Annotated in this window: 21 protein-coding genes and 1 pseudogene; 6 read left to right on the top strand and 16 right to left on the bottom strand. The window is 29.3% G+C overall.

Translation table 11 applies throughout. From position 1 onward, the window contains the following. Window positions 1-19: 19 nt before the first annotated feature. The 9 genes from atpG to fmt all read right to left on the bottom strand — a co-directional run bounded on the left by atpG (window position 20) and on the right by fmt (window position 7,121). A complete protein-coding gene (gene atpG, locus H2277_RS03110) occupies window positions 20-904 on the bottom strand; it encodes an ATP synthase F1 subunit gamma (RefSeq protein ID WP_337200921.1) in 885 nt (294 codons plus the stop codon). 8 nt (window positions 905-912) lie between these two features. Beyond that, window positions 913-2,418 carry a F0F1 ATP synthase subunit alpha gene (gene atpA, locus H2277_RS03105; protein WP_337200920.1) on the bottom strand — a complete coding sequence of 502 codons (1,506 nt, stop codon included), beginning with the start codon at window positions 2,416-2,418 and terminating at the stop codon, window positions 913-915. 11 nt (window positions 2,419-2,429) lie between these two features. Beyond that, entirely contained in the window at window positions 2,430-2,951 is a 522-nt protein-coding gene (locus H2277_RS03100; protein WP_337200919.1) for a F0F1 ATP synthase subunit delta, read from the bottom strand. A 1-nt stretch (window position 2,952) separates the two neighbouring features. After that, window positions 2,953-3,453: a F0F1 ATP synthase subunit B gene (locus H2277_RS03095; RefSeq protein WP_337200918.1), complete on the bottom strand. Its 501-nt coding sequence runs from the start codon at window positions 3,451-3,453 to the stop codon at window positions 2,953-2,955. Beyond that, window positions 3,450-3,887: a FoF1 ATP synthase subunit B' gene (locus tag H2277_RS03090; RefSeq protein ID WP_337200917.1), complete on the bottom strand. Its 438-nt coding sequence runs from the start codon at window positions 3,885-3,887 to the stop codon at window positions 3,450-3,452. The genes H2277_RS03095 and H2277_RS03090 overlap by 4 nt, the downstream gene beginning before the upstream one ends. A gap of 74 nt (window positions 3,888-3,961) precedes the next feature. Next, window positions 3,962-4,801, bottom strand: a complete 840-nt coding sequence (locus H2277_RS03085; protein ID WP_337200916.1) for a ParB/RepB/Spo0J family partition protein — start codon at window positions 4,799-4,801, stop codon at window positions 3,962-3,964. Window positions 4,802-4,805: 4 nt separating this feature from the next. Continuing rightward, on the bottom strand, window positions 4,806-5,591 hold the full coding sequence (locus H2277_RS03080; protein ID WP_137624032.1) for a ParA family protein: 786 nt from the start codon (window positions 5,589-5,591) through the stop codon (window positions 4,806-4,808). After that, the gene (locus H2277_RS03075) at window positions 5,588-6,223 is read right to left on the bottom strand and encodes a biotin--[acetyl-CoA-carboxylase] ligase (protein WP_337200915.1); all 636 of its coding nucleotides are present in this window, start codon (window positions 6,221-6,223) and stop codon (window positions 5,588-5,590) included. The genes H2277_RS03080 and H2277_RS03075 overlap by 4 nt, the downstream gene beginning before the upstream one ends. Next, window positions 6,204-7,121 (bottom strand): methionyl-tRNA formyltransferase, encoded by a 918-nt coding sequence (fmt, locus tag H2277_RS03070; RefSeq protein WP_337200914.1) that lies wholly within the window; start codon window positions 7,119-7,121, stop codon window positions 6,204-6,206. The genes H2277_RS03075 and fmt overlap by 20 nt, the downstream gene beginning before the upstream one ends. Window positions 7,122-7,247: 126 nt before the next feature. Between fmt and H2277_RS03065 the strand changes: the two genes are divergently transcribed. Further along, window positions 7,248-8,882 carry a multidrug ABC transporter permease/ATP-binding protein gene (locus H2277_RS03065; protein WP_337200913.1) on the top strand — a complete coding sequence of 545 codons (1,635 nt, stop codon included), beginning with the start codon at window positions 7,248-7,250 and terminating at the stop codon, window positions 8,880-8,882. A gap of 21 nt (window positions 8,883-8,903) precedes the next feature. Here the strand turns inward: H2277_RS03065 and cgb are convergent, their stop codons facing one another. The 7 genes and pseudogenes from cgb to H2277_RS03030 all read right to left on the bottom strand — a co-directional run. Beyond that, the gene (gene cgb, locus H2277_RS03060) at window positions 8,904-9,326 is read right to left on the bottom strand and encodes a single-domain globin Cgb (protein WP_337200912.1); all 423 of its coding nucleotides are present in this window, start codon (window positions 9,324-9,326) and stop codon (window positions 8,904-8,906) included. A gap of 76 nt (window positions 9,327-9,402) precedes the next feature. After that, window positions 9,403-9,954 carry a molecular chaperone TorD family protein gene (locus H2277_RS03055; RefSeq protein WP_337200911.1) on the bottom strand — a complete coding sequence of 184 codons (552 nt, stop codon included), beginning with the start codon at window positions 9,952-9,954 and terminating at the stop codon, window positions 9,403-9,405. Further along, on the bottom strand, window positions 9,954-10,820 hold the full coding sequence (locus H2277_RS03050; RefSeq protein ID WP_337200910.1) for a DmsC/YnfH family molybdoenzyme membrane anchor subunit: 867 nt from the start codon (window positions 10,818-10,820) through the stop codon (window positions 9,954-9,956). The genes H2277_RS03055 and H2277_RS03050 overlap by 1 nt, the downstream gene beginning before the upstream one ends. Beyond that, entirely contained in the window at window positions 10,807-11,466 is a 660-nt protein-coding gene (locus tag H2277_RS03045; protein ID WP_137622435.1) for a DMSO/selenate family reductase complex B subunit, read from the bottom strand. The genes H2277_RS03050 and H2277_RS03045 overlap by 14 nt, the downstream gene beginning before the upstream one ends. A 10-nt stretch (window positions 11,467-11,476) precedes the next feature. After that, entirely contained in the window at window positions 11,477-12,760 is a 1,284-nt protein-coding gene (locus H2277_RS03040) for a molybdopterin dinucleotide binding domain-containing protein (RefSeq protein ID WP_337200909.1), read from the bottom strand. A gap of 32 nt (window positions 12,761-12,792) precedes the next feature. After that, the gene (locus tag H2277_RS03035) at window positions 12,793-13,434 is read right to left on the bottom strand and encodes a molybdopterin-dependent oxidoreductase (RefSeq protein ID WP_337200908.1); all 642 of its coding nucleotides are present in this window, start codon (window positions 13,432-13,434) and stop codon (window positions 12,793-12,795) included. Window positions 13,435-13,468: 34 nt separating this feature from the next. Continuing rightward, window positions 13,469-13,738, bottom strand: a pseudogene (locus tag H2277_RS03030) (molybdopterin-dependent oxidoreductase); the annotation flags it as partial. A 372-nt stretch (window positions 13,739-14,110) separates the two neighbouring features. On the opposite strand from H2277_RS03030, the gene H2277_RS03025 reads away from it, so the two are divergent. From H2277_RS03025 to H2277_RS03005, 5 genes are read left to right on the top strand one after another with little or no spacing between them, the layout of a single operon-like run. After that, window positions 14,111-15,649, top strand: a complete 1,539-nt coding sequence (locus tag H2277_RS03025) for an ABC transporter substrate-binding protein (RefSeq protein ID WP_337200907.1) — start codon at window positions 14,111-14,113, stop codon at window positions 15,647-15,649. Beyond that, a complete protein-coding gene (locus H2277_RS03020; RefSeq protein ID WP_337200906.1) occupies window positions 15,649-16,584 on the top strand; it encodes an ABC transporter permease in 936 nt (311 codons plus the stop codon). Before H2277_RS03025 ends, H2277_RS03020 begins: the two co-directional genes overlap by 1 nt. Then, window positions 16,577-17,365, top strand: coding sequence for an ABC transporter permease (locus H2277_RS03015; protein WP_337200905.1), 789 nt, complete (start codon window positions 16,577-16,579; stop codon window positions 17,363-17,365). Before H2277_RS03020 ends, H2277_RS03015 begins: the two co-directional genes overlap by 8 nt. Continuing rightward, window positions 17,362-18,072, top strand: a complete 711-nt coding sequence (locus tag H2277_RS03010; RefSeq protein ID WP_337200904.1) for an ATP-binding cassette domain-containing protein — start codon at window positions 17,362-17,364, stop codon at window positions 18,070-18,072. Before H2277_RS03015 ends, H2277_RS03010 begins: the two co-directional genes overlap by 4 nt. Beyond that, entirely contained in the window at window positions 18,065-18,730 is a 666-nt protein-coding gene (locus tag H2277_RS03005; protein ID WP_337200903.1) for an ATP-binding cassette domain-containing protein, read from the top strand. The genes H2277_RS03010 and H2277_RS03005 overlap by 8 nt, the downstream gene beginning before the upstream one ends. Window positions 18,731-18,812: the final 82 nt, after the last annotated feature.

Here is an 18,812-nt window from a genome sequence, read left to right as displayed (position 1 = left end):
TACTCTCCTTAAAAATTTACTATTTCATTGATTCAACACCACTGATAATTTCTATAAGTTCAGTGGTAATGGATTCTTGTCTTGCCTTATTGTAAGCAAGATTAAGCTGTTTTACTCTAGCTTTGGCATTATTGGTTGCATTATCCATCGCTTGCATTCTAGCACTATGTTCAGCCGCCAAAGAATCAATTAATGCATAATATATATTATATTCTAAATAAGTTTTCATTAAATCTTCTAGCAAGCCAACATTATCCGGTTCAAGTTCTAAAAGAGAACTTGGTTCTGTTTCAACTTTTTTAGGTTCAACTGGAATAAGATGAGAAACTTTTAATTCTTGAGTGATCATATTTTTATATCCATTATGGATTAAAATAACTTCATCTGTAGTTCCATCAATATAATCATTAACGGAAGAATGGATAATCGAACAAGCTTTTTCGTAATTTGGCGTAGAGCTTAATCCAATATGTTTTTCAAATAATTCTATTCTTTGAAAACTAAAATATTCAACCCCCGTTTTGCCTATAGCTTTTAGACGAACATTGATATTTTTTGCTTTATAGTCTTTTAATAATTCATTGACAGCTTTTAAAGTTTTGATATTAAATCCACCGCATAGTCCTTTATCTGCTGTGATGAAAATTAAATCAACATTTTGAATTTTATTTCTTTTATGAAATAAAGCAAATCTTGAGTCATCTTCATTGTAAATGATTTTATTGATTTGAAATGAAATTTCACTTAGCATTTCATCAATTTTTTCAGCATATATTTTTGATTTTCTAGCTGCTTCTTCAGCTTTTTTTAATTTAGCTGTAGAAACGAGCTTCATAGCATTGGTCGTTTTTTGTGTGTTATAAACGCTTTTTATTTTTCTTTTAATTTCTTTTAAATTAGACATAAAAGACCTTATAGCTGATTTGATTTAAACTCATTAATGACTTTAGTTAATTTTTCTTCTAATTCTGCATCTAGAGCTTTTTTGGAACGAATTTGTTCAAAAATATCTGGATATTTTGTTTCAATAAATGAATAAATTCCACTTTCAAATTCTTGAATTTTTGAAACCGATATATCATCTAAATGTCCTTTAGTGCCAGCAAAAATCGAAACGATTTGTTTCTCTATGCTGATTGGTGCATAAGGAGGTTGTTTTAAAAGTTCCACCATTCTTTGACCGCGTTCCAGCTGTTTTCTACTTGCTTCATCAAGATCGCTGGCAAATTGAGCAAAAGCTTGGAGTTCTCTATATTGTGCAAGATCCAATCTTAGAGTCCCTGATACTTGCTTAGTTGCTTTAATTTGTGCAGCTCCACCAACCCTAGAAACTGATAAACCGACATTGATTGCAGGACGAATTCCAGAGTTAAATAAATCTGTTTCTAAGAAAATTTGTCCATCGGTAATGGAAATAACGTTGGTTGGAATATAGGCTGAAACGTCTCCTGCTTGTGTTTCTATAATCGGTAAAGCAGTAAGAGAGCCCGCACCTAACTCATCGCTTAATTTGCTTGCTCTTTCTAAAAGTCTTGAGTGAAGGTAAAATACATCACCTGGGTAAGCCTCACGACCCGGAGGACGACGTAAAATCAAAGACATTTCACGATAAGCTACAGCATGTTTGCTTAAATCATCATAAACAATTAAAGCGTGTTTAGCATTGTCTCTAAAAAATTCTCCCATGGTAACACCGGTATAAGGTGCGATATATTGAAGAGATGCTGGATCACTTGCACCAGCATTAACTACTATGGTATAATCCATTGCCCCATGTTCTTCAAGTTTTTTTACAACTTGAGCGACTGTACTTTGTTTTTGTCCAATAGCAACATAAATACAAATAACATCTTGTCCTTTTTGAGCTATAATAGTATCGATAGCTACGGTAGTTTTTCCTGTTTGTCTATCACCGATAATAAGCTCTCTTTGACCGCGACCGATTGGAACAAGGGCATCTATCGCTTTAATTCCAGTTTGCAAAGGCTCATGAACGCTTTTTCTTGCCATGATACCTTTAGCTTTTTCTTCTACACAGCGAAATTCATTGCTATCAATAGGACCTTTAGCATCAATTGGTTCTCCTAGGGCATTAACAACCCTTCCAATTAAAGCATTACCTACTGGAATCTTAAGAAGTTTTTTTAAGCGTTTTACCGAAGAGCCTTCTTTTAAACCTTCGCCTTTTCCAAGTATAATAATACCGACGCTACTTTCTTCAAGATTAAGAGCCATACCTTTATCGCCGTTTTCAAATTCAACCATTTCTCCGGCCATAATGTTTTTTAATCCATAAGCTTTAGCAACTCCATCTGCTATGGAGATAATTTTTCCTGTTTCTTCGATTTCAAGATCTAAATCAAAATTTTCGATTTTTTCTTTTATAATAGAACTGATTTCATCAGCTTTAAAATTCATACATATTCTCCTTAAATAATTTTAAGTATATATTCACTTATTTTATTTTGAAAAGCTTTCATTGAAAAAGCAATTTCGCAACCTAATTCTTCCAAGTAAATTTTAACACCATCGTTTTGACCTATTTCATTCTTTAGTTTGATTTTTGTTTTTAATTTCAAATTAAGTTTATTTTCAAGTTCTTTTATTTTATCATCACTCAAGGTTTCTTTTGAATACACGACACCTTGACATATATTTTCTTTGAGGGCTTTTTGTCTTTGGAGCTCCTTGAAAATTTGCGGAATACAATCAAGCCTTGAATTTTTTAATAATATTTTTAAAAAATTGATGAAATTTGGATTTGCTTTTTCAAAAAATGAATTTAATAAATCCAATTTTTTATCTTTTTGAATTTGACTAGAATTAATAATATCTTTAAATTTAGGCATACAAAAAGCAGAATTTAAAACAGATAAACGATGGTAAAAATCTTCTATATCTGTTCTTTCGATTATAGCTTTTGCGTATTTCTTTGCAATTAAATTATCCATATTAAGACACTTTCTTTGATATAATATCTATAATTTCGTTTTGTTTTAAGCTTATACTTGGATCTTCAAAAATTTCTTGTAAAACACAAGAAACTACTTCTTTTTTCATTTTTCTTAATTCGTATTTTTTTTGTTCTTCAAAATTTTGTTCAAGTAGAGCAATTTCGTTTTGGGTTTCTTCTTTGATTTTTTGAGCTTGAGCATCTGCTTCTTTTTTAGCTATAGATATAGCCGCTACAGAATTTGCTTTTGCTTCTTCAATTTTTTTCATTATATCGATTTTTTTTGCTTTGCTTTCTAAAAGATTTTTTTGAATTTCATCAATTTTAGAAGAAATTTTTATGATACGATTTTTGTAAAAATTCTTAAAAGCATTTGCTGAAAAATAATATAAAATGGCTATAAAAATTAAAAAATTAATAGTTCTAGGAACAATATCATATTCAGTCGAAGCCATTGCATATATAGGGCTTAATAAGATGAGACTATATAAAATTTTCATTCTTTTGTTCCTATTTTTTTAATATTATTTTGCAAAGTTTGCTTTAAATCAGGCAAATACTGATCTAAATTTTCCTTAAATTCTTTTTTTTGATTTTCGAGTTCTAAATAAAAACTACTCATCCTTCGTTCCAATTCTTCTTTTTTAGCTTTAATAGCTTGCTGCGCCTCTTCTTTGGCAGCATTCATAGCTTGCTGTTTAATTTTAAAAACTTCTTCTCTAGTATTGGTATAAATTGCATCAATCTCATCATTTGCACTTGATATATCTTGAGAATATTGCTTTGCTTTATTTTCATCATTTCTAATAGAATCATTTCTTTCATCTATGGATTTTAAAAGAGGTTTATATAGCATAGTATTTAAAATAACTATCATAGCCAAAAAAATAGCCATAGTAGCAAACATTATAGATGGATGCATATCTTCAAACATAAAAAATTCCCTTTTTTGCTATAATTCCTAAAAACTTTTTATTGTAACATATAAAACATAAGAATTGCGTTAAATTAATTAAAAATTTTAATTAACTTATTAATTTCAGCGATATTTTCTAAATGAATAATAAAATTATTTTTCTTATGAGTACAAGAGAAGCCGATTTTATTTAGAGTTTGTTTTAAATTTTGCATAGAATTTTCAAATTCCATATCTTCTTTTTCTTGGACTTTTTCTTTATTTTTTAATTTTTGAACAATTTTTTCCGTTTCTCTTACATTGAGTTTTTGACCTATGATGCTATCAACGAGCATTTTTTCATCTTTTTCATTTAAGCCAACTAAAACTTTAGCATGGCCTTGAGAGATTTTACCTTCGATGATAAGTTTTTGAGTTCGGCTGTCTAAATTTAAAAGTCTTAAAGTATTGGTAATTTGCGTTCTGCTTTTATGAATAAGTTCGGCTAAATTTTCTTGAGTGATATTATGCACTTCAATTAAATCTTTGTAAGAATGAGCAAGCTCTATAGGATTTAAATTTTCTCTTTGTATATTTTCTATCAGAGCAAGTTCTCTGAGTTTGATTTCATCTCTATCGGATACAAAAGCTAATATATTTTCTTCGCCTAAAATTTGAGTCGCTCTTAATCTTCTTTCACCCGCGACTAAAATAAATTTATCCTCTTTTTGCAATACAATAATAGGCTGTATTAATCCGTATTCTTTGATAGAATTTGCAAGTTCATTTAAAGCTGTTTCATCAAAAACTTTTCTTGGCTGGAAGGGATTTGGGATAATTTTTTCAATTTCGATAAGCTTGACCTGATTTTTATCAAGTCCAAGTTCTCTAGTATATACCTCTTCTACATTTCCCATAAGGCTTTTTAAGCCTCTGTCTTTATTTAATCCCATTTTTTTATCCTAAAATTGAATAAGCTAAATTTTGATAAGCTAAAGATCCAGGCGATTTTATATCATAAAGTATGATAGGTTTGCCAAAGCTAGGACTTTCTGCTAATTTAACATTACGCGGAATAACAATAAAATCATCTTCATTGCCATTAATTGTAAAAAGCTGTTTTTTGAAATTTTGCTTTAAATCTTCTACTACGTCTTTAGAAAGATTGTTTTGAGAGCTATACATAGTTGGCAAGAAACCTCTTACTTTAAGTTTTGGATTGAGAGTTTTTTTGATGATTTTAATAGTATTTAAAACCATGGCAACACCTTCAAGCGCATAAAATTCGCATTGTATAGGAATAATAACGCTGTCGCTCGCCGCAAAAGCATTGATAGTGATACTTCCAAGTGCTGGTGGAGAATCTATAATAATGAAATCATATTCATCCAAAACCTCTTGAATTTGATTTTTTAATACAGTTTTCTTTTCATTATTTTCACCCTTAGCAAGTTCTTGTTCAATACCTACAAGTCCAATGTTTGATGGGGCTAAATGAAGTTGTGGTAATTCCGTTTTTAAAATAATATCAGAAAGTTTTTTTCTACCTATAAAAACATGATAAATATTATATTCATAATTATTGCGGTTAAAGCCGAGTCCTGTTGTAGCATTGGCTTGAGGATCGACATCGATTAAAAGTACTTTTTTTTCTGCTACCGCTAAAGAAGCTGCTAAATTTACAGCTGTTGTTGTTTTGCCTACGCCGCCTTTTTGATTTGCTATTGTGATAATCTCGCTCATCTTAAACTATACACCCTTTTATTATCTAATAAAATTGATCCATCTTGATATAAACAAGCATCTTTAAGTGAAAAAATTTTGCCTTCATAATGGACGCTAAAATGTCTTGATTTTTCAAATTCTAACATATACTTGCTAAAAATATTCTTCCATAAAATTTTTTTTTCTAGCTTTTTTATAAACTCTTTAACTAAATTTTCAATCGAAATTTTAATATCACATAAAGCTTTATTCTTCGGAGCAAAAACGATATTTAATCCCACTCCTCCGATGATAAAATCAGAAATTTTTGTACTCATAATTCCACCTGCTTTTTTATCATCTAAATATAAATCATTTGGCCATTTAAGCCATATTTTAGAACCCTTATCTGCTAAAATTTCTTTGATTAAATAGGCAAAATAAATACTAACCGAAGCTAAAGGCAAATCTTTAGGTAAGTTTTCTTCTTTTAAACAAAAAGAAAGATGCAAATTTCCTTTTGAGCTTTGCCATGAATTTTCTCTACTTCCTATTCCTTGAGTTTGTTCTAGGGCGTATAAAGCAGTATTTTTTGTTATTTTTCCACTGCGAATTTGCTCACATAAAAAAAGATGGGTTGAATTTATACTTTCAATGCAAATAATCTCCAACTTTCAACCTTTTTCCATTTAAATAAGTACGCCCATCAAGGACTTTTTTTCCGCTTTCTTGCAATTTTTTTATACGCAAAATACCTTGCTTGCAAGATAGTAAAAAACTTTCTTTGTCTAATTCTAAAATTTCTCCTTCTTGTTTAAATATTTTATTTTCATCTACAAGTTCTAATTCTAAAAATTTCAAACCATTAGCTAAAAAAATATTTGGCCAAGGGGTAAAAGCGAGGTATTTTTGATAAATTTTTCTTGCATTGTTTAATGTAATCATCCCATCTTCTTTTTTTATTTTTGCACATTGGGTTGCTAAATTTTCATCTTGTTTTTTAGGGATTAAATTTTCAAAATTTAAAAGAGTAGAAATGATAAGTTTTGCAGCTAAATTGGCTAATATTTCAAAAACTTCGCTTGAATTTTTATCTTTAATATCACATTCTAAACTTTCAAGTATAGCACCTGTATCTAGTCCTTCTTCCATAAGCATAGTACAAACTCCACTTTTTTCATCACCATTTAAAATCGCGCTTTGAATAGGACTAGCACCGCGATATTTTGGCAATAAAGAGGCATGTAAATTTACACAAGGAGCTATATCTAAAATGGCTTTAGGTAAAATTTTTCCATAAGCGGCCACTACGATAAAATCGGGTTTTAAGTCGCTAATTTGTTTAATGATTACTTCATCTTTTAATGATTTAGGTGTGAAAATTGGAACACAAGAAGAATGATTGCTTAAAAAAGCTTTTGTATGACTTGGAGTTAAAATTTGTTTTCTACCTACTGCTTTATCAGGTTGAGTAAAAAGTGCCATGATGTTAAAATTCTCATTTTCTAAAAGAGCTTTTAAAATGCAAGTTGCATAAGCTGGGGTTCCCATAAAAATTATTTTTTTCATTAGATCCATCTTGATATTTTTTTGAAATGGTATCTAATTTGAATTTAAAAATGCTTTATCTTTAACCATTCTTTATTTTTTATCATTTTAAAAATGTTATAATAAAAATTATCTGGAGTTGGAAAAATGTCTTTTATTATTGAAATGCTTAAAAATAATAAGTTAAAATTTTTATCCTTTTTGTTTTTTTCTTTTATAACGAGTATTGTAGGGGTTTTTACTCTAATTTTTATCAATGATTATTTGCTTAAAAGTGTGCAAAATATACCTATTTTTTATTTTCTAATTTTACTTTTAGTTTTTTTTGTGAGTTCGACTATAGTAGAACTTGGATTGAGTATTTTTGGACAAAATTTTATTTTTAAAATGCAAAAGCGTATTGTAAAGCAAATTTTAGACACTCCTTTGCTTCGAGTGGCTAAGGTAGGAAAAGCAAGAATTTTAGCATCTTTAGGATCTGATGTTAGAAATATATCTTTTGGGCTTTTGCGTTTGCCTGATTTTTTGCAATCAAGCATTTTGATTTTTTGCACGAGTGTTTATTTGTGCTATCTTTCTGTTGAAATTTTTATTTTTTGTGCGGTTTGGATCGCAATTGTTTTTATAACAAATCATTTTTTAATGATGAAAGTTTATTATTATTTTCGTAAGGCTAGAGAAAATGATGATGCTTTGCAAAACAATTATCAAAATATACTTGATGGCCATAAAGAACTTTTAATCAATCAAGATAGAGCCAAGCTTTATTACGAGCTTGAATTTGAAAATAACGCAAAAGCAAAAAAGATAAATAGCACTTTAGGCAATCTTTTTAATAATTTATCAAACAATTGGACAAATGTAACACTTTTAGCTTTAGTGGGTATGGAGTTTTTTTTAGCTTTAAAATATAATCTAGCAAGTGTAAATGAAGCAACCACTATAGCTCTTTCTATTTTATTTTTAAGAACTCCTTTGGTTTCTATGATCTCTTCTTTTCCTACCTTACTTTTAGCAAAAATTGCTTTGGATAAAATCGAAAAATTAGAACTAGATGAATATAAAGAAGGTTTTAAAGAGATAGATTATATTAAAGATTGGAAACAAATTTCTTTTAGAAATGTTTCTTTTTCTTATGAGGAGAATTTCAGCTTAAATCCTGTAAATATTGATATAAAAAAAGGAGAACTTGTATTTTTAATTGGTAAAAATGGAAGTGGAAAATCAACCTTTTGTATGCTTTTAGCAGGACTTTTTAAACCGAGTGACGGCGAAATTTATGTGGATAATATGCGAATTGATAATGAAAAAAGCTTGAGTCGATATAGATCACTTATTTCTGCAGTTTTTAGCGATTTTCATCTTTTTAGCAAAACCTTAAGTAAAAATGGTTTTGCAAGTGAGGAAAAAATCGCTTTTTGGCTTAATTTTTTAGAGCTTGAAAATAAAACAAATGTTGTAGATAATGAATTAACTTTTACCAAGCTTTCTACAGGGCAAAAAAAACGTTTGGCCATGCTTATAGCCTTACTCGAGCAAAGGGATGTTTTGATTCTTGATGAATGGGCAGCAGATCAAGATCCTGTATTTAGAAAATTTTTCTATAAAAAACTTTTACCTTTATTAAAAGAACAAGGTAAAACTATTTTTGCCATTACTCATGATGATGCTTATTTTGATAGTGCTGATCGAATTTTACTTGCACAAGAAGGCAATATAAATGAGTTAAAGGGTGAAAATATTAAAGAGTTGGCAAAAAATTTAGTAGAAAATTTTAATTAAAGCCTAAAAATAGGCTTTAAATTATTTTGTATAAAGTTTTTTTTCTATATCAATATAAAATTTAGCAATTTGATTATAAGCAACTTCCCAAGCTTTAAGAGTAGCCTCATCTGGATTTAAAAGATTTTTAATTGCTTTTAAAAGACAAACTCCGACTATAGGATAATGCTCCTCTTTAACTCCTAAATTTACATGAGTTGTAGCAACTTTATCTACAAAAGATCTCATATTTTCTAAGTTATCTATATTTTTAGCCGCCATCAAAATAGCCATTGCTAAAGCTTTTGGTTGTTCTCCTGAATTTTGCTTTTCCATGTTAAACATAGATTTTACTTCGGGATAATCATTAAACATGATTTTATAAAATTCTTTAGTTAAATCTTCTCCATTTTTTTGTAAAATTGGTATGCAATCTTTGATGATTTGAATTTGTTCTTGAGTCATATTTTTCCTTTTAATATATTTTTAATTACAAAAAAGCAATTATATATAAAATTAAAGAGTAAAAAAATAACCTATGTTAATTTTCCAAATCATTAAAAAAATCTCTCATAAGCATAGCTAAGCCTTTGTAAAAATCGCTTTTTGCTCCTTTTTCTAAGTCATTATTCCACATATTAAACCAAGTAAAAAACTCTTTTTCTAAAAATTCTTTCAAGGTTTTTTTATCATCATTTTTTAGCAATTCTTTAATAAATAAAAGTTCATTAATCAAACTATCTTGAGGTTCATTTTCTAAAAAATTTAAAAAATTGTATTTTAAGAAGATATTTTTGATTTTTTCGGAATTACTTGAGTAAATTTCTTTATCTTTATCGAGATAAAAAGAAGCATAAGGTGGAGCTTTAACAAAATTAATATCGCTTAAAAAAAGACAAGTAAAATCATATCCTATTGCCTTTTCATCTTCTTTAGAATGACTTAGCAACCCTAAAGCTTCTTTTTGCAAAGGATTTTCATTTTTTAAAAACCACCTTTGCCAGAGCTGCTCTTCTTGAATTTTCTCTAGCAAATCTTGTTTAGGTGGATTTTTTAAAAAAGTAATGAAAATATCTATTGCTAGATGTTTCATTAAGGATGCCCTAACATAATTTGTGTGCTTATTAGACCATAAAATAGCATTCTAGTGATAAATACTCCTATAAAAGCACACAATAGGGCAAAATAGGTAAAAAATTTACTTTGGAATTTTTCATAAAGATAGTTATTTAAATACCAACAAGTGATACTTAATCCCAAAAATGCAAAAGATGATCCTATAAACCAAATATAAGTTCCCCTTAAAAGCTCAAAAGGATTGACAAGCCCCATAATCCAAGTTTGTCCTACGTGCAAGGTTTGTAAAACAATAGCCGTGCTTAATAAGCCTATACCAATAAGTCCTGCAAAAAAAGACATTTTTCTTTCGTGTTCACCTTCTTCAAAGAAGCAATAATAAAGAATAGAACCCAAAAAAATCGCACTAGTAAAAAAATAAAGCAAAGTGATTTTAAAATCCCAAGTCGGCACACTTTTTTGCATAGAACCATAAGCGCCACTCATAAAGAAAATTCCTAAAATTCCGCATAGCAATGTTAGAAAAAAGATCCATTTTTTATTTTTAAAATAAAGTAAAAAGCCAAAAACACAAACAAGAGAAGAGAATAAAATTTCATTATTCATCCAACCTACATACCATTGATTATTAGCATAAAAAAATCCAAGTCGGTTAAGAACATTAAAAATATGTGTTATGTCATTTAGGTGAAAAAAAGAAGGTATAAAAGCTACGATCATAGCTATACCTAAAAAAAGCCCAAAAGATTTTAAATGAGTAAAATTTTTATAGCCATTTAAAAAAGCAGGAGCATAGACAAAGCTAAGCCCGATAAAGGCTTGCGCGAGTATGGTAAAAAGCACTAAAGGCATTTCGCTAAAAATATGATTAAAGGATGTCATTTTTTACTCCTTGATAATTTTGTGGCAAATGAAAAATTGCGCTTTTATTTCCTGAAGGTAAGCTATGTTTTTCAGGCACTATACATAAATTTGGATGCGTGATGCTTGCATCAGGTAAAGGAGTGATTGAAGCTAAATTTCCATGTTTTTCTCTTAATTTAGCAATATCTCCAGCTTTTAAGGCTCTAAAAGGACAAGAATCCACACAAATTGGATTTTTTCCTTCTTTAAGTCTATCATAACAACCATCGCATTTGCTCATGTGCCCACTTTCGTGATTAAATTGTGGAGCACCATAAGGACAAGCCATAGCACAAGCTTTACATCCTATACACATGCTATCTTCAACCTTCACTATGCCCCATTTTACCTTCATAGTTGCACCCGTTGGACAAGCTTTAAGACAGGCTGGATCAGAGCAGTGGTTGCAAGATATAGAGGTATAATAAGCAAAAACGTTTTGCTCTACGCTCCCATCTTCTTCTTTGCAAGTCCAATTACCACCTTCTGTTTCAAAAACACGGCGAAAATTTACTCCAACAGGCATATTTTTATAATCTTTACAAGATAAAGAACAAGTTCTACAGCCTACGCATTTGCTTTGGTCAAGCATAAAACCAAATTGTGAGTTTTCTTCTAAATTCATTTTACACTCCTTAAACTTTTGCAATTTCTACTAAAATAGAATGTTGTCCATTGCCTTTTGAAATAGCAGTTGGCACTATACTAGCTAAAGAATTAACACAAGTTCCTACATCGATACCATTTGCATATTTAGCCCAAGCTCCTTGAGGAGTGACTGCGCAACCTGGTATGATTTTTGGTGTTACTTTGGCCATTCCTTGGATAATACCTAAATCATTTCTAACTTGGATCATATCTCCTGTTTTAATACCTCTTGCTTGTGCATCAATAGGATTGATCCAAATTTCTTGAGGGTTTGTTTCTCTAATTTGTGGAATTTCCCAAAAACTAGAATGAGTCCTTCCTTTATAGTGATATCCATAAAATTGTAAGGGATATTTTTCTTTTAAAGGATCAAGTATGCCTTCTCTTTGGCTTTCAAATACAGGAATAGGAACGATTTGCTGTCCTTCTCTTAATTTCCAAGTTTTTTGCATTTTTGCAAGTTCGTTGCTGTAAATTTCGATTTTACCACTTGGAGTTTTTAAAGGATGATTGATAGGATCTTTTATAAAACTTTCAAGTGCGACAACAGGTTTAACCGGATCAAATTTTACAAGTCCTTTTTCGCACATTTCTTCAAAACTTGGCAAGAGTGGATTTTTTTTCATACTTTCTTCATAAAGATATTTTAACCAATCTTTTTGGGTTTTTCCTTCGCTAAATTCTTGTTCTATACCTAATCTTTTAGCAAGTTCAATACACATTTCATAAATAGGTTTTGCCTCACCCACAGGTTCTATAGCTTTTTGACAATAGATAATATAAGGTCTATTACTATAATATCCTGCGCTAGGTCTAATAAAATCTTCTTGTTCTAGCATAGTTGCATCAGGCAAAATATAATCAGCATAATTATTAGATGGCGTTCTTGTAACATTGATATCAACGATACATTCGCACAAACTTTCATCACTTAAAATACGATCGACTTCTTTAATAGCGCTATGCTGATTGGTTAAACAATTTCCTGCTGTATTGAAGATAAATTTGATATTTTGCTTGAGTTGCTTTGTTCCACGCACCCCATCACTAAGATCCGTCATTTCTTTACCGCGATAAATAGCATCGGTATATAAGAAACAAGGAATAGAATCTTTAATAGGATTTTTATAAGGCATTCCCATAATATCATAAGTTTTACTTGATCCGGTGCGACAACCTGTATTGCCTCCTTCTATGCCTATACTTCCTATCATGCAAGCTAAAGTTGCAATAGCTCTCGCATTTTGCTCCCCATTAGAATGTCTTTGCACTCCCCAGCCTTGTTCAATAAAGCAAGGCTTAGTTAAAGCGATTTCTCTTGCAAGTTGAGTGATGCGACGAGATGGAATTTTTGTGATTTTACTCGCCCATTCGGGAGTTTTTCTATACCATCATAAGTTCCTAAAACATAACTTTCATAACTTGAATTTTTAGGTGCATCGCTTGGTAAGGTATTTTCGCTAAAACCTATAGTGTAAGTATCAAGAAATTTTCTATCCAGTAAATTTTCTTTAATCATCACATAGGCTAAAGCTGCGATTAAGGCCGCATCTGTTCCAGGGGCTATTGGAATCCATTCATCACAATGTCCTATGCAAGAATCATTATATCTTGGATCAATATGGATAATCTTACAACCACTTTCTTCTAAAGCTTTATGATAAGCATAGCCTATGCCACCTCCGCCCATTCTCGTTTCTACATGATTAGCACCAAAAAAGATAGCGAGTTTTGCAGAACGTAGAGTCGCGATATCGCTTGCGGGAGATCCTCCATAAAAATAATTCATCGCATTTGAAATTTGTGCTGTTGAGTAAGTGTTGTGATAATTTAAATAGCCTCCGTATAGACTCAAAAGTCTTGCCCAAGGGCCTGAAGTGCAGCGATTGATAATAGTTCCAGTGGTTCCTGTAGCATAGGTGATAAAAAAATGCTTCATTTCCATATTTTTCTTTTACCTCTTTCATTTTTGAAGCGATTTCATCGAAAGCTTGTTCCCAAGAAATAGGCATAAATTTACCTTCTCCTCTTTTACCCACTCTTTTTAAAGGCCTTTTAAGTCGATTGGCATTATAAACCTTATATCTTGAACTTCTTCCTCTAATACAAGCTCTGGCTTGACGTGTTTTAAACTCGTCCTCTCCTTCATTGTCTGTGCTAACGTATTTTACAACCCCATCTTGAGTATGAACTTTAATAGGGCATTTTGTTCCACAATTTACATTGCACCCTGCCCATTTTGTTATCATAGGCGAGGTTTTTAATAAATTTGAACTTAACTGCATAGGGGTTAAAGCTAAACCACCAAATAAAGAACTCCATTTTAAAAAATCTCTACGATTTTGCTGCATGTGTGCTCCTTTATATTTTGTTACAAAATATTTAATCATTATATTCCAAAAAAATATAAAATTCAAGTAAAATTAAGACTAAAAATATTTTAAAATAGGGATTTACTTGTATAATTTTGATATTTAACCAATATTTATATTTATTTTAGTTTTTATAAATATTTAAATTTTGTAATGTAAAAATTTTATATTGATTTATCCCCTCTAGGGGCTTGTGGCTTGTTTGGTTTTATTTTATAATTTAAATAAATATAATTTTTAAGGAAAAAGATGTTTAGATTTTGGATTTTTATCTTGGTTTTGTTTGTGAATTTGCAAGCAAAGATTCCAAAAGATACTTTAATCATCGCAGTAGAAAATGAAATTTCAAGGATAAATCCTGCGTATAGTGAAGATCATGATGTGCTTATTAATCTTATTTTTTCTGGACTTGTTTATTTTGATCAGAATATGAGTTTAAAACCAGATTTAGCAAAGTCTTGGAAAATCAGTAAAAATGGTTTAGTTTACGATATTTTTTTAAGGGATGATGTTTTGTGGCATGATGGAGTAAAATTTAGCGCCCAAGATGTTAAATTCAGTATAGATGCTTTTAAAAATTCGAAAAATAATTCTCCATTGTATGTTAATTTTGATAATGTAAAAAAAATAGAAATAATCAATCCTTATCACATAAAAATCACGCTTTTTGAACCCTATCCGGCTTTTTTAGATGCTTTAAGTATAGGAATACTGCCAAAACATTTGCTTGAAAATAAAGATCTAAATACAGCTTCTTTTAATGAACATCCTATAGGAACAGGAGCTTATAAATTTGTTGAGTGGAAAAAAGGAGAATATGTAAAATTAGAAGCTAATGATAAATTTTATCGAGCTAAGGTTAAAACTCCAAAATTAATCATAAAGCATATTTTTGATCCTTTAATTGCGAGCATAGAACTTAAAAATGGTACTATAGATGCTGCCTTGATCGACAATTCTTTATTAAATATCTTTAAAAATAATCCAAAATTTAAGATTTTAAGAGAAAAATCGGTTGATTATAGAGCTTTAATGTTTAATTTAAATAATGAATTTTTAAAAGATGTAAGAGTAAGAAAAGCGTTAAATTATGCCGTAGATAGAGAAAGTATAGTGAAAAATCTCTTGCATGGATATGGCATGGTTGCCTTTCATCCTTTGCAAAATTCTTGGGCAAATCCTAAACATTTTAATTCTTTTAATTATGATGCATTAAAGGCAGAAAAATTACTTTTAGATGCTGGTTTTACTAAAAATAAAGATGGAATTTTTCAAAAAAATGAAAAAGAATTGAAATTTCAAATTTATGCTATGAGTAATGATCCTTTAAGGGTAAGTTTAGCAGGAATTTTACAAAGTGAATTTAGAAAAATTGGGGTTTTAACACAGGTTGTAGCAAAGCCAGCCGGTAGTTTTGATTATTCCAAGGCTGATAGTTTTGTTATCGGCTGGGGGAGTCCTTTTGATCCTGACTTTCATACTTTTAGAGTTTTTGAAAGCTCTCAAGATAGTGATTTAAATGAACAAGGTTGGAATTTTGGGCATTATCATAATAAAAAAGTTGATGATTCTTTATTTAGAGCTAGAAATACTTTTGATCTAAATGAACGCAAAAAATACTATAAAGAATTTATTGATGCTTTATATGATGATCCCCCTTTTATTTTTCTTGTTTATTTAGATTTTGCTTTAGTTTATGATACTAAGGTTAAAGGCATTGAGCCTAGAATTTTGGGTCATCATGGTGTGGGTTTTACTTCAAATATTTATGAATGGGTTAAGCAATAGTGCTTTTGCGTTTATTTTTTGGTATTTTAGTAGCCTTTTTAAGCACTTTTTTATGCTTTACAATATTGCATTTTAGTAAAGTTAATGTAAGTTATGCTAATGGTAGCAATACTCAAAGCAAAGAATTTGTTAAAAGAGTGGAAAAAAATTTAGGACTTGATAAACCTTTATTGATTCAATATAGAAATTGGATTTTTAAAGCTTTAAAAGGAGATTTTGGCGTATCTTTTTTAAGCGGAGAAAGGGTGTTAAAGATTATAAAAGAAAGGTTTTTAAATACTTTGATTTTAAGTTTTAGCGCCCTAGGCATTTTATTTTTTTTGAGTATTTTTTTGGCTTTTGTGGAGTATCATTTTAAAAATAGTTTTATAGAAAAAATCATTACTTTTGCAACATTAAATTTTTTCGCCCTGCCTCCTTTGGCGATCGCATTGATTTTTATATTTATTTTTAGCTTTTTTGGCCATTTTTTATCAATCGGTGATATAGAATTTAAAAATGACTTTTTTAGTCGTTTAAAACATCTTATTTTTCCTATTTTGGTTCTTGTTTTATCTCATTTGGCTTTATATTTAAGAATAGCAAGAAATCTCATCCATGAGTGTTTTTCTCAAATTTTTATACAAAATCTTTATGCTAGAGCTTTAAAACAAAGTGATATTAATCATTTGGTTTTAAAATATTGTTTAGGTTCGATTATCTCTTATTTTGGAGCTACTGCTTTAAATTTCATCATGGGAACTTATATTGTAGAAAATATTTTTAATTTTAGCGGCATTGGATTTTTATTGATTCAAAGTATTATTTATAAAGATTTTCCTGTAGTTTTGGCTTTATTGTTCTTAAGTGTTCTTTTTGCGACATTGCTAAGTTTTTTAAGTGATATAATTTCTCAAATTTTAAATCCAAAGTTAAGAAAGTTTTCTTTTGTTTAAGATTTTTATTTATCTTTTACCCTTAATCGTTTTATCTATATTGGCTTTATTAGCGCCATTTTTAGCTTCGTTTGATATTTTATCAATACATTTGCAAAATACTTATCAAGCTCCAAATCAAATTTATATTTTAGGTACGGATTTTTTGGGTAGAGATTTGTATTCTCGTTTGCTTTTTGCTTTGAGAAATTCTTTATTAATAGGAGTTTTTAGTTCATTTTTATCCATTTTTTTTGCGATTTTTTATCTTTTTTTAGCGCGTTTATTTTTTTATACTTTTTGGATGAGAATATTAGATCTTTTTTTAGCCTTTCCTGCTTTTTTATTATTGATGTTTTTTCAAAATTTTATGAGTATAAATATGCTACTCATGAGCGTATTAATTGCTTTAATACATTGGTGCTTCGTCGCTAGGATGCTTGAGAGTGAATTAAAAAAATTAGAGAGTTTGGAATTTTATAAAGCAAGTATAGTTTTAGGAAGAACTCCTTTGAAAATTTTTTTAAAAGATCTTTTACCGGCTTTAAAATCATTGATTTTTACACTTTTTGTTTTTAATATTATCCATGCTATTGCCACAGAATCCACTTTAAGTTTTTTTGGGCTTGGTATAGGGTTTGAAATTCCAACTTTAGGAATTTTATTAAATGATTTTTCAAAAGCAGTTTTTGTAGGAGCTTGGTGGGTGATATTTTTTCCACTTTTAACTCTTATATTACTTTTTTTACCGCTTTTATGGTTAGGTAATTTTTTACAGGATCGTTGGGGAGTGAGATCTTGAGAGTTAAAAATTTAAATATAAGCTTTAAAAATAAAATTTTACTAAAAAATATTAGCTTTGAGCTAAAAAAAGGTCAAGCTTTAGCGGTGTTAGGAGAAAGTGGAGTAGGAAAAAGTTTATTAAGTAAAGCTTTAGTGAGGCTTTTGGATTCTAAATTTAGTTTAACTGCTGATGAATTTAGTTTCAATGGGGTTGAAATTTTAAAGCTAAAGAAAAATCAACTTAGAGAATTTAGATCTAAGGTTGCATTGGTATTGCAAGATAGCGAGTTAAGTTTATATCCTTATATGGACATAGGAAAATTATGCTTTTTTATTTTAAAAACTCATACAAATTTAAATCAAAAAGAGTATAAAAAATATGTTTTTTCTTATTTTGAAAAATTAGGTTTTGAAAAATTAGATTTATTGTGGCATTCTTATCCTCATGAATTAAGTGTAGGGATGGCTAGGAGGGTAAGTTTGGCTTTAGCTTTATTGCACAAGCCAGAAATTTTAATTTGCGATGAGGTAAATGCTTCATTGGATGAGAAAAATAATCAAAAAATCATCCAAATTTTAAAAGAGTTAAAAAAAGATATTGCTTTAGTTTGTATTACTCACGATTTAGATTTAGCGCATTCTTTGACTGATGAAATTCTTTTAATAGAAAAAGATCAAACTAAACTTTATACTTTGGATCAATTTTTAGGAAATATTAATGCTTAAAGTGCATCATTTGAGTAAATTCTATGAGATAAAAAAACATTGGTATTTAAAAAAAGAAAGATATGTAGTTTTTAAAAATATCAATTTTTCTCTAGAACAAGGTGAAAATTTAATGATTTTAGGACAAAGTGGCTGTGGAAAAACGACTTTGGCAAAAATACTTTGTTTTTTAGAAAATCCAAACGAGGGTGAAGTTTTATATGAAAATCACAATGTACATAAGATCAACAAAGAAAAACAAAGACTTTTAAGAAAAGAAATGCAATATTGCTTTCAAGATCAAAAAATGGCTTTAAATCCCTATAAAAAAATTAAGAATTTAATACAGGATGGTTTGGAAAATTTTAATTTAAAAAAGAATGATGAGGTGATTTTTGATTTTTTTGATCGTTTTGGCTTAAAGCGACAAATTTTAGAATGTAAACCTTATGAATTAAGCGGCGGAGAAGCTTCTCGTATAGGACTTATCCGCGCTTTAATTTTAAAACCTAAATTATTGATTTTAGATGAAATAACTTCAATGCTTGATACAAAAAATTCTAACGAAATTCTTTGTTTTTTAAATCAATACCAGCAAAAATATAATATTTCCTACATTTTTATTACTCATCATAAAAATTTATTTGATAAATTTAAGTATAAAGAAATCCAATTTTAACATAAAATTAATATAATTTTTTTTACTCTAAGTTTTAATATAGAAAATTTAGAGTAAAATGTTATCCTTTGTGTAATAAAAT

This window comes from Campylobacter sp. W0014 (genome assembly GCF_020135975.1).
Taxonomy (GTDB): Bacteria; Campylobacterota; Campylobacteria; order Campylobacterales; family Campylobacteraceae; genus Campylobacter_D.
Note: the sequence above shows the minus strand (reverse complement) of the source record. Positions and strands in the feature narration are given on the sequence as shown.

Excerpts from the sequence above, each read along its gene's own strand:
- atpG (WP_337200921.1), bottom strand. The coding sequence starts at position 904 with ATGTCTAATTTAAAAGAAATTAAAAGAAAAATAAAAAGCGTTTATAAC.
- atpA (WP_337200920.1), bottom strand. The coding sequence starts at position 2,418 with ATGAATTTTAAAGCTGATGAAATCAGTTCTATTATAAAAGAAAAAATC.
- H2277_RS03100 (WP_337200919.1), bottom strand. The coding sequence starts at position 2,951 with ATGGATAATTTAATTGCAAAGAAATACGCAAAAGCTATAATCGAAAGA.
- H2277_RS03095 (WP_337200918.1), bottom strand. The coding sequence starts at position 3,453 with ATGAAAATTTTATATAGTCTCATCTTATTAAGCCCTATATATGCAATG.
- H2277_RS03090 (WP_337200917.1), bottom strand. The coding sequence starts at position 3,887 with ATGTTTGAAGATATGCATCCATCTATAATGTTTGCTACTATGGCTATT.
- H2277_RS03085 (WP_337200916.1), bottom strand. The coding sequence starts at position 4,801 with ATGGGATTAAATAAAGACAGAGGCTTAAAAAGCCTTATGGGAAATGTA.
- H2277_RS03080 (WP_137624032.1), bottom strand. The coding sequence starts at position 5,591 with ATGAGCGAGATTATCACAATAGCAAATCAAAAAGGCGGCGTAGGCAAA.
- fmt (WP_337200914.1), bottom strand. The coding sequence starts at position 7,121 with ATGAAAAAAATAATTTTTATGGGAACCCCAGCTTATGCAACTTGCATT.
- H2277_RS03065 (WP_337200913.1), top strand. The coding sequence starts at position 7,248 with ATGTCTTTTATTATTGAAATGCTTAAAAATAATAAGTTAAAATTTTTA.
- cgb (WP_337200912.1), bottom strand. The coding sequence starts at position 9,326 with ATGACTCAAGAACAAATTCAAATCATCAAAGATTGCATACCAATTTTA.
- H2277_RS03055 (WP_337200911.1), bottom strand. The coding sequence starts at position 9,954 with ATGAAACATCTAGCAATAGATATTTTCATTACTTTTTTAAAAAATCCA.
- H2277_RS03050 (WP_337200910.1), bottom strand. The coding sequence starts at position 10,820 with ATGACATCCTTTAATCATATTTTTAGCGAAATGCCTTTAGTGCTTTTT.
- H2277_RS03045 (WP_137622435.1), bottom strand. The coding sequence starts at position 11,466 with ATGAATTTAGAAGAAAACTCACAATTTGGTTTTATGCTTGACCAAAGC.
- H2277_RS03035 (WP_337200908.1), bottom strand. The coding sequence starts at position 13,434 with ATGGAAATGAAGCATTTTTTTATCACCTATGCTACAGGAACCACTGGA.
- H2277_RS03025 (WP_337200907.1), top strand. The coding sequence starts at position 14,111 with ATGTTTAGATTTTGGATTTTTATCTTGGTTTTGTTTGTGAATTTGCAA.
- H2277_RS03005 (WP_337200903.1), top strand. The coding sequence starts at position 18,065 with ATGCTTAAAGTGCATCATTTGAGTAAATTCTATGAGATAAAAAAACAT.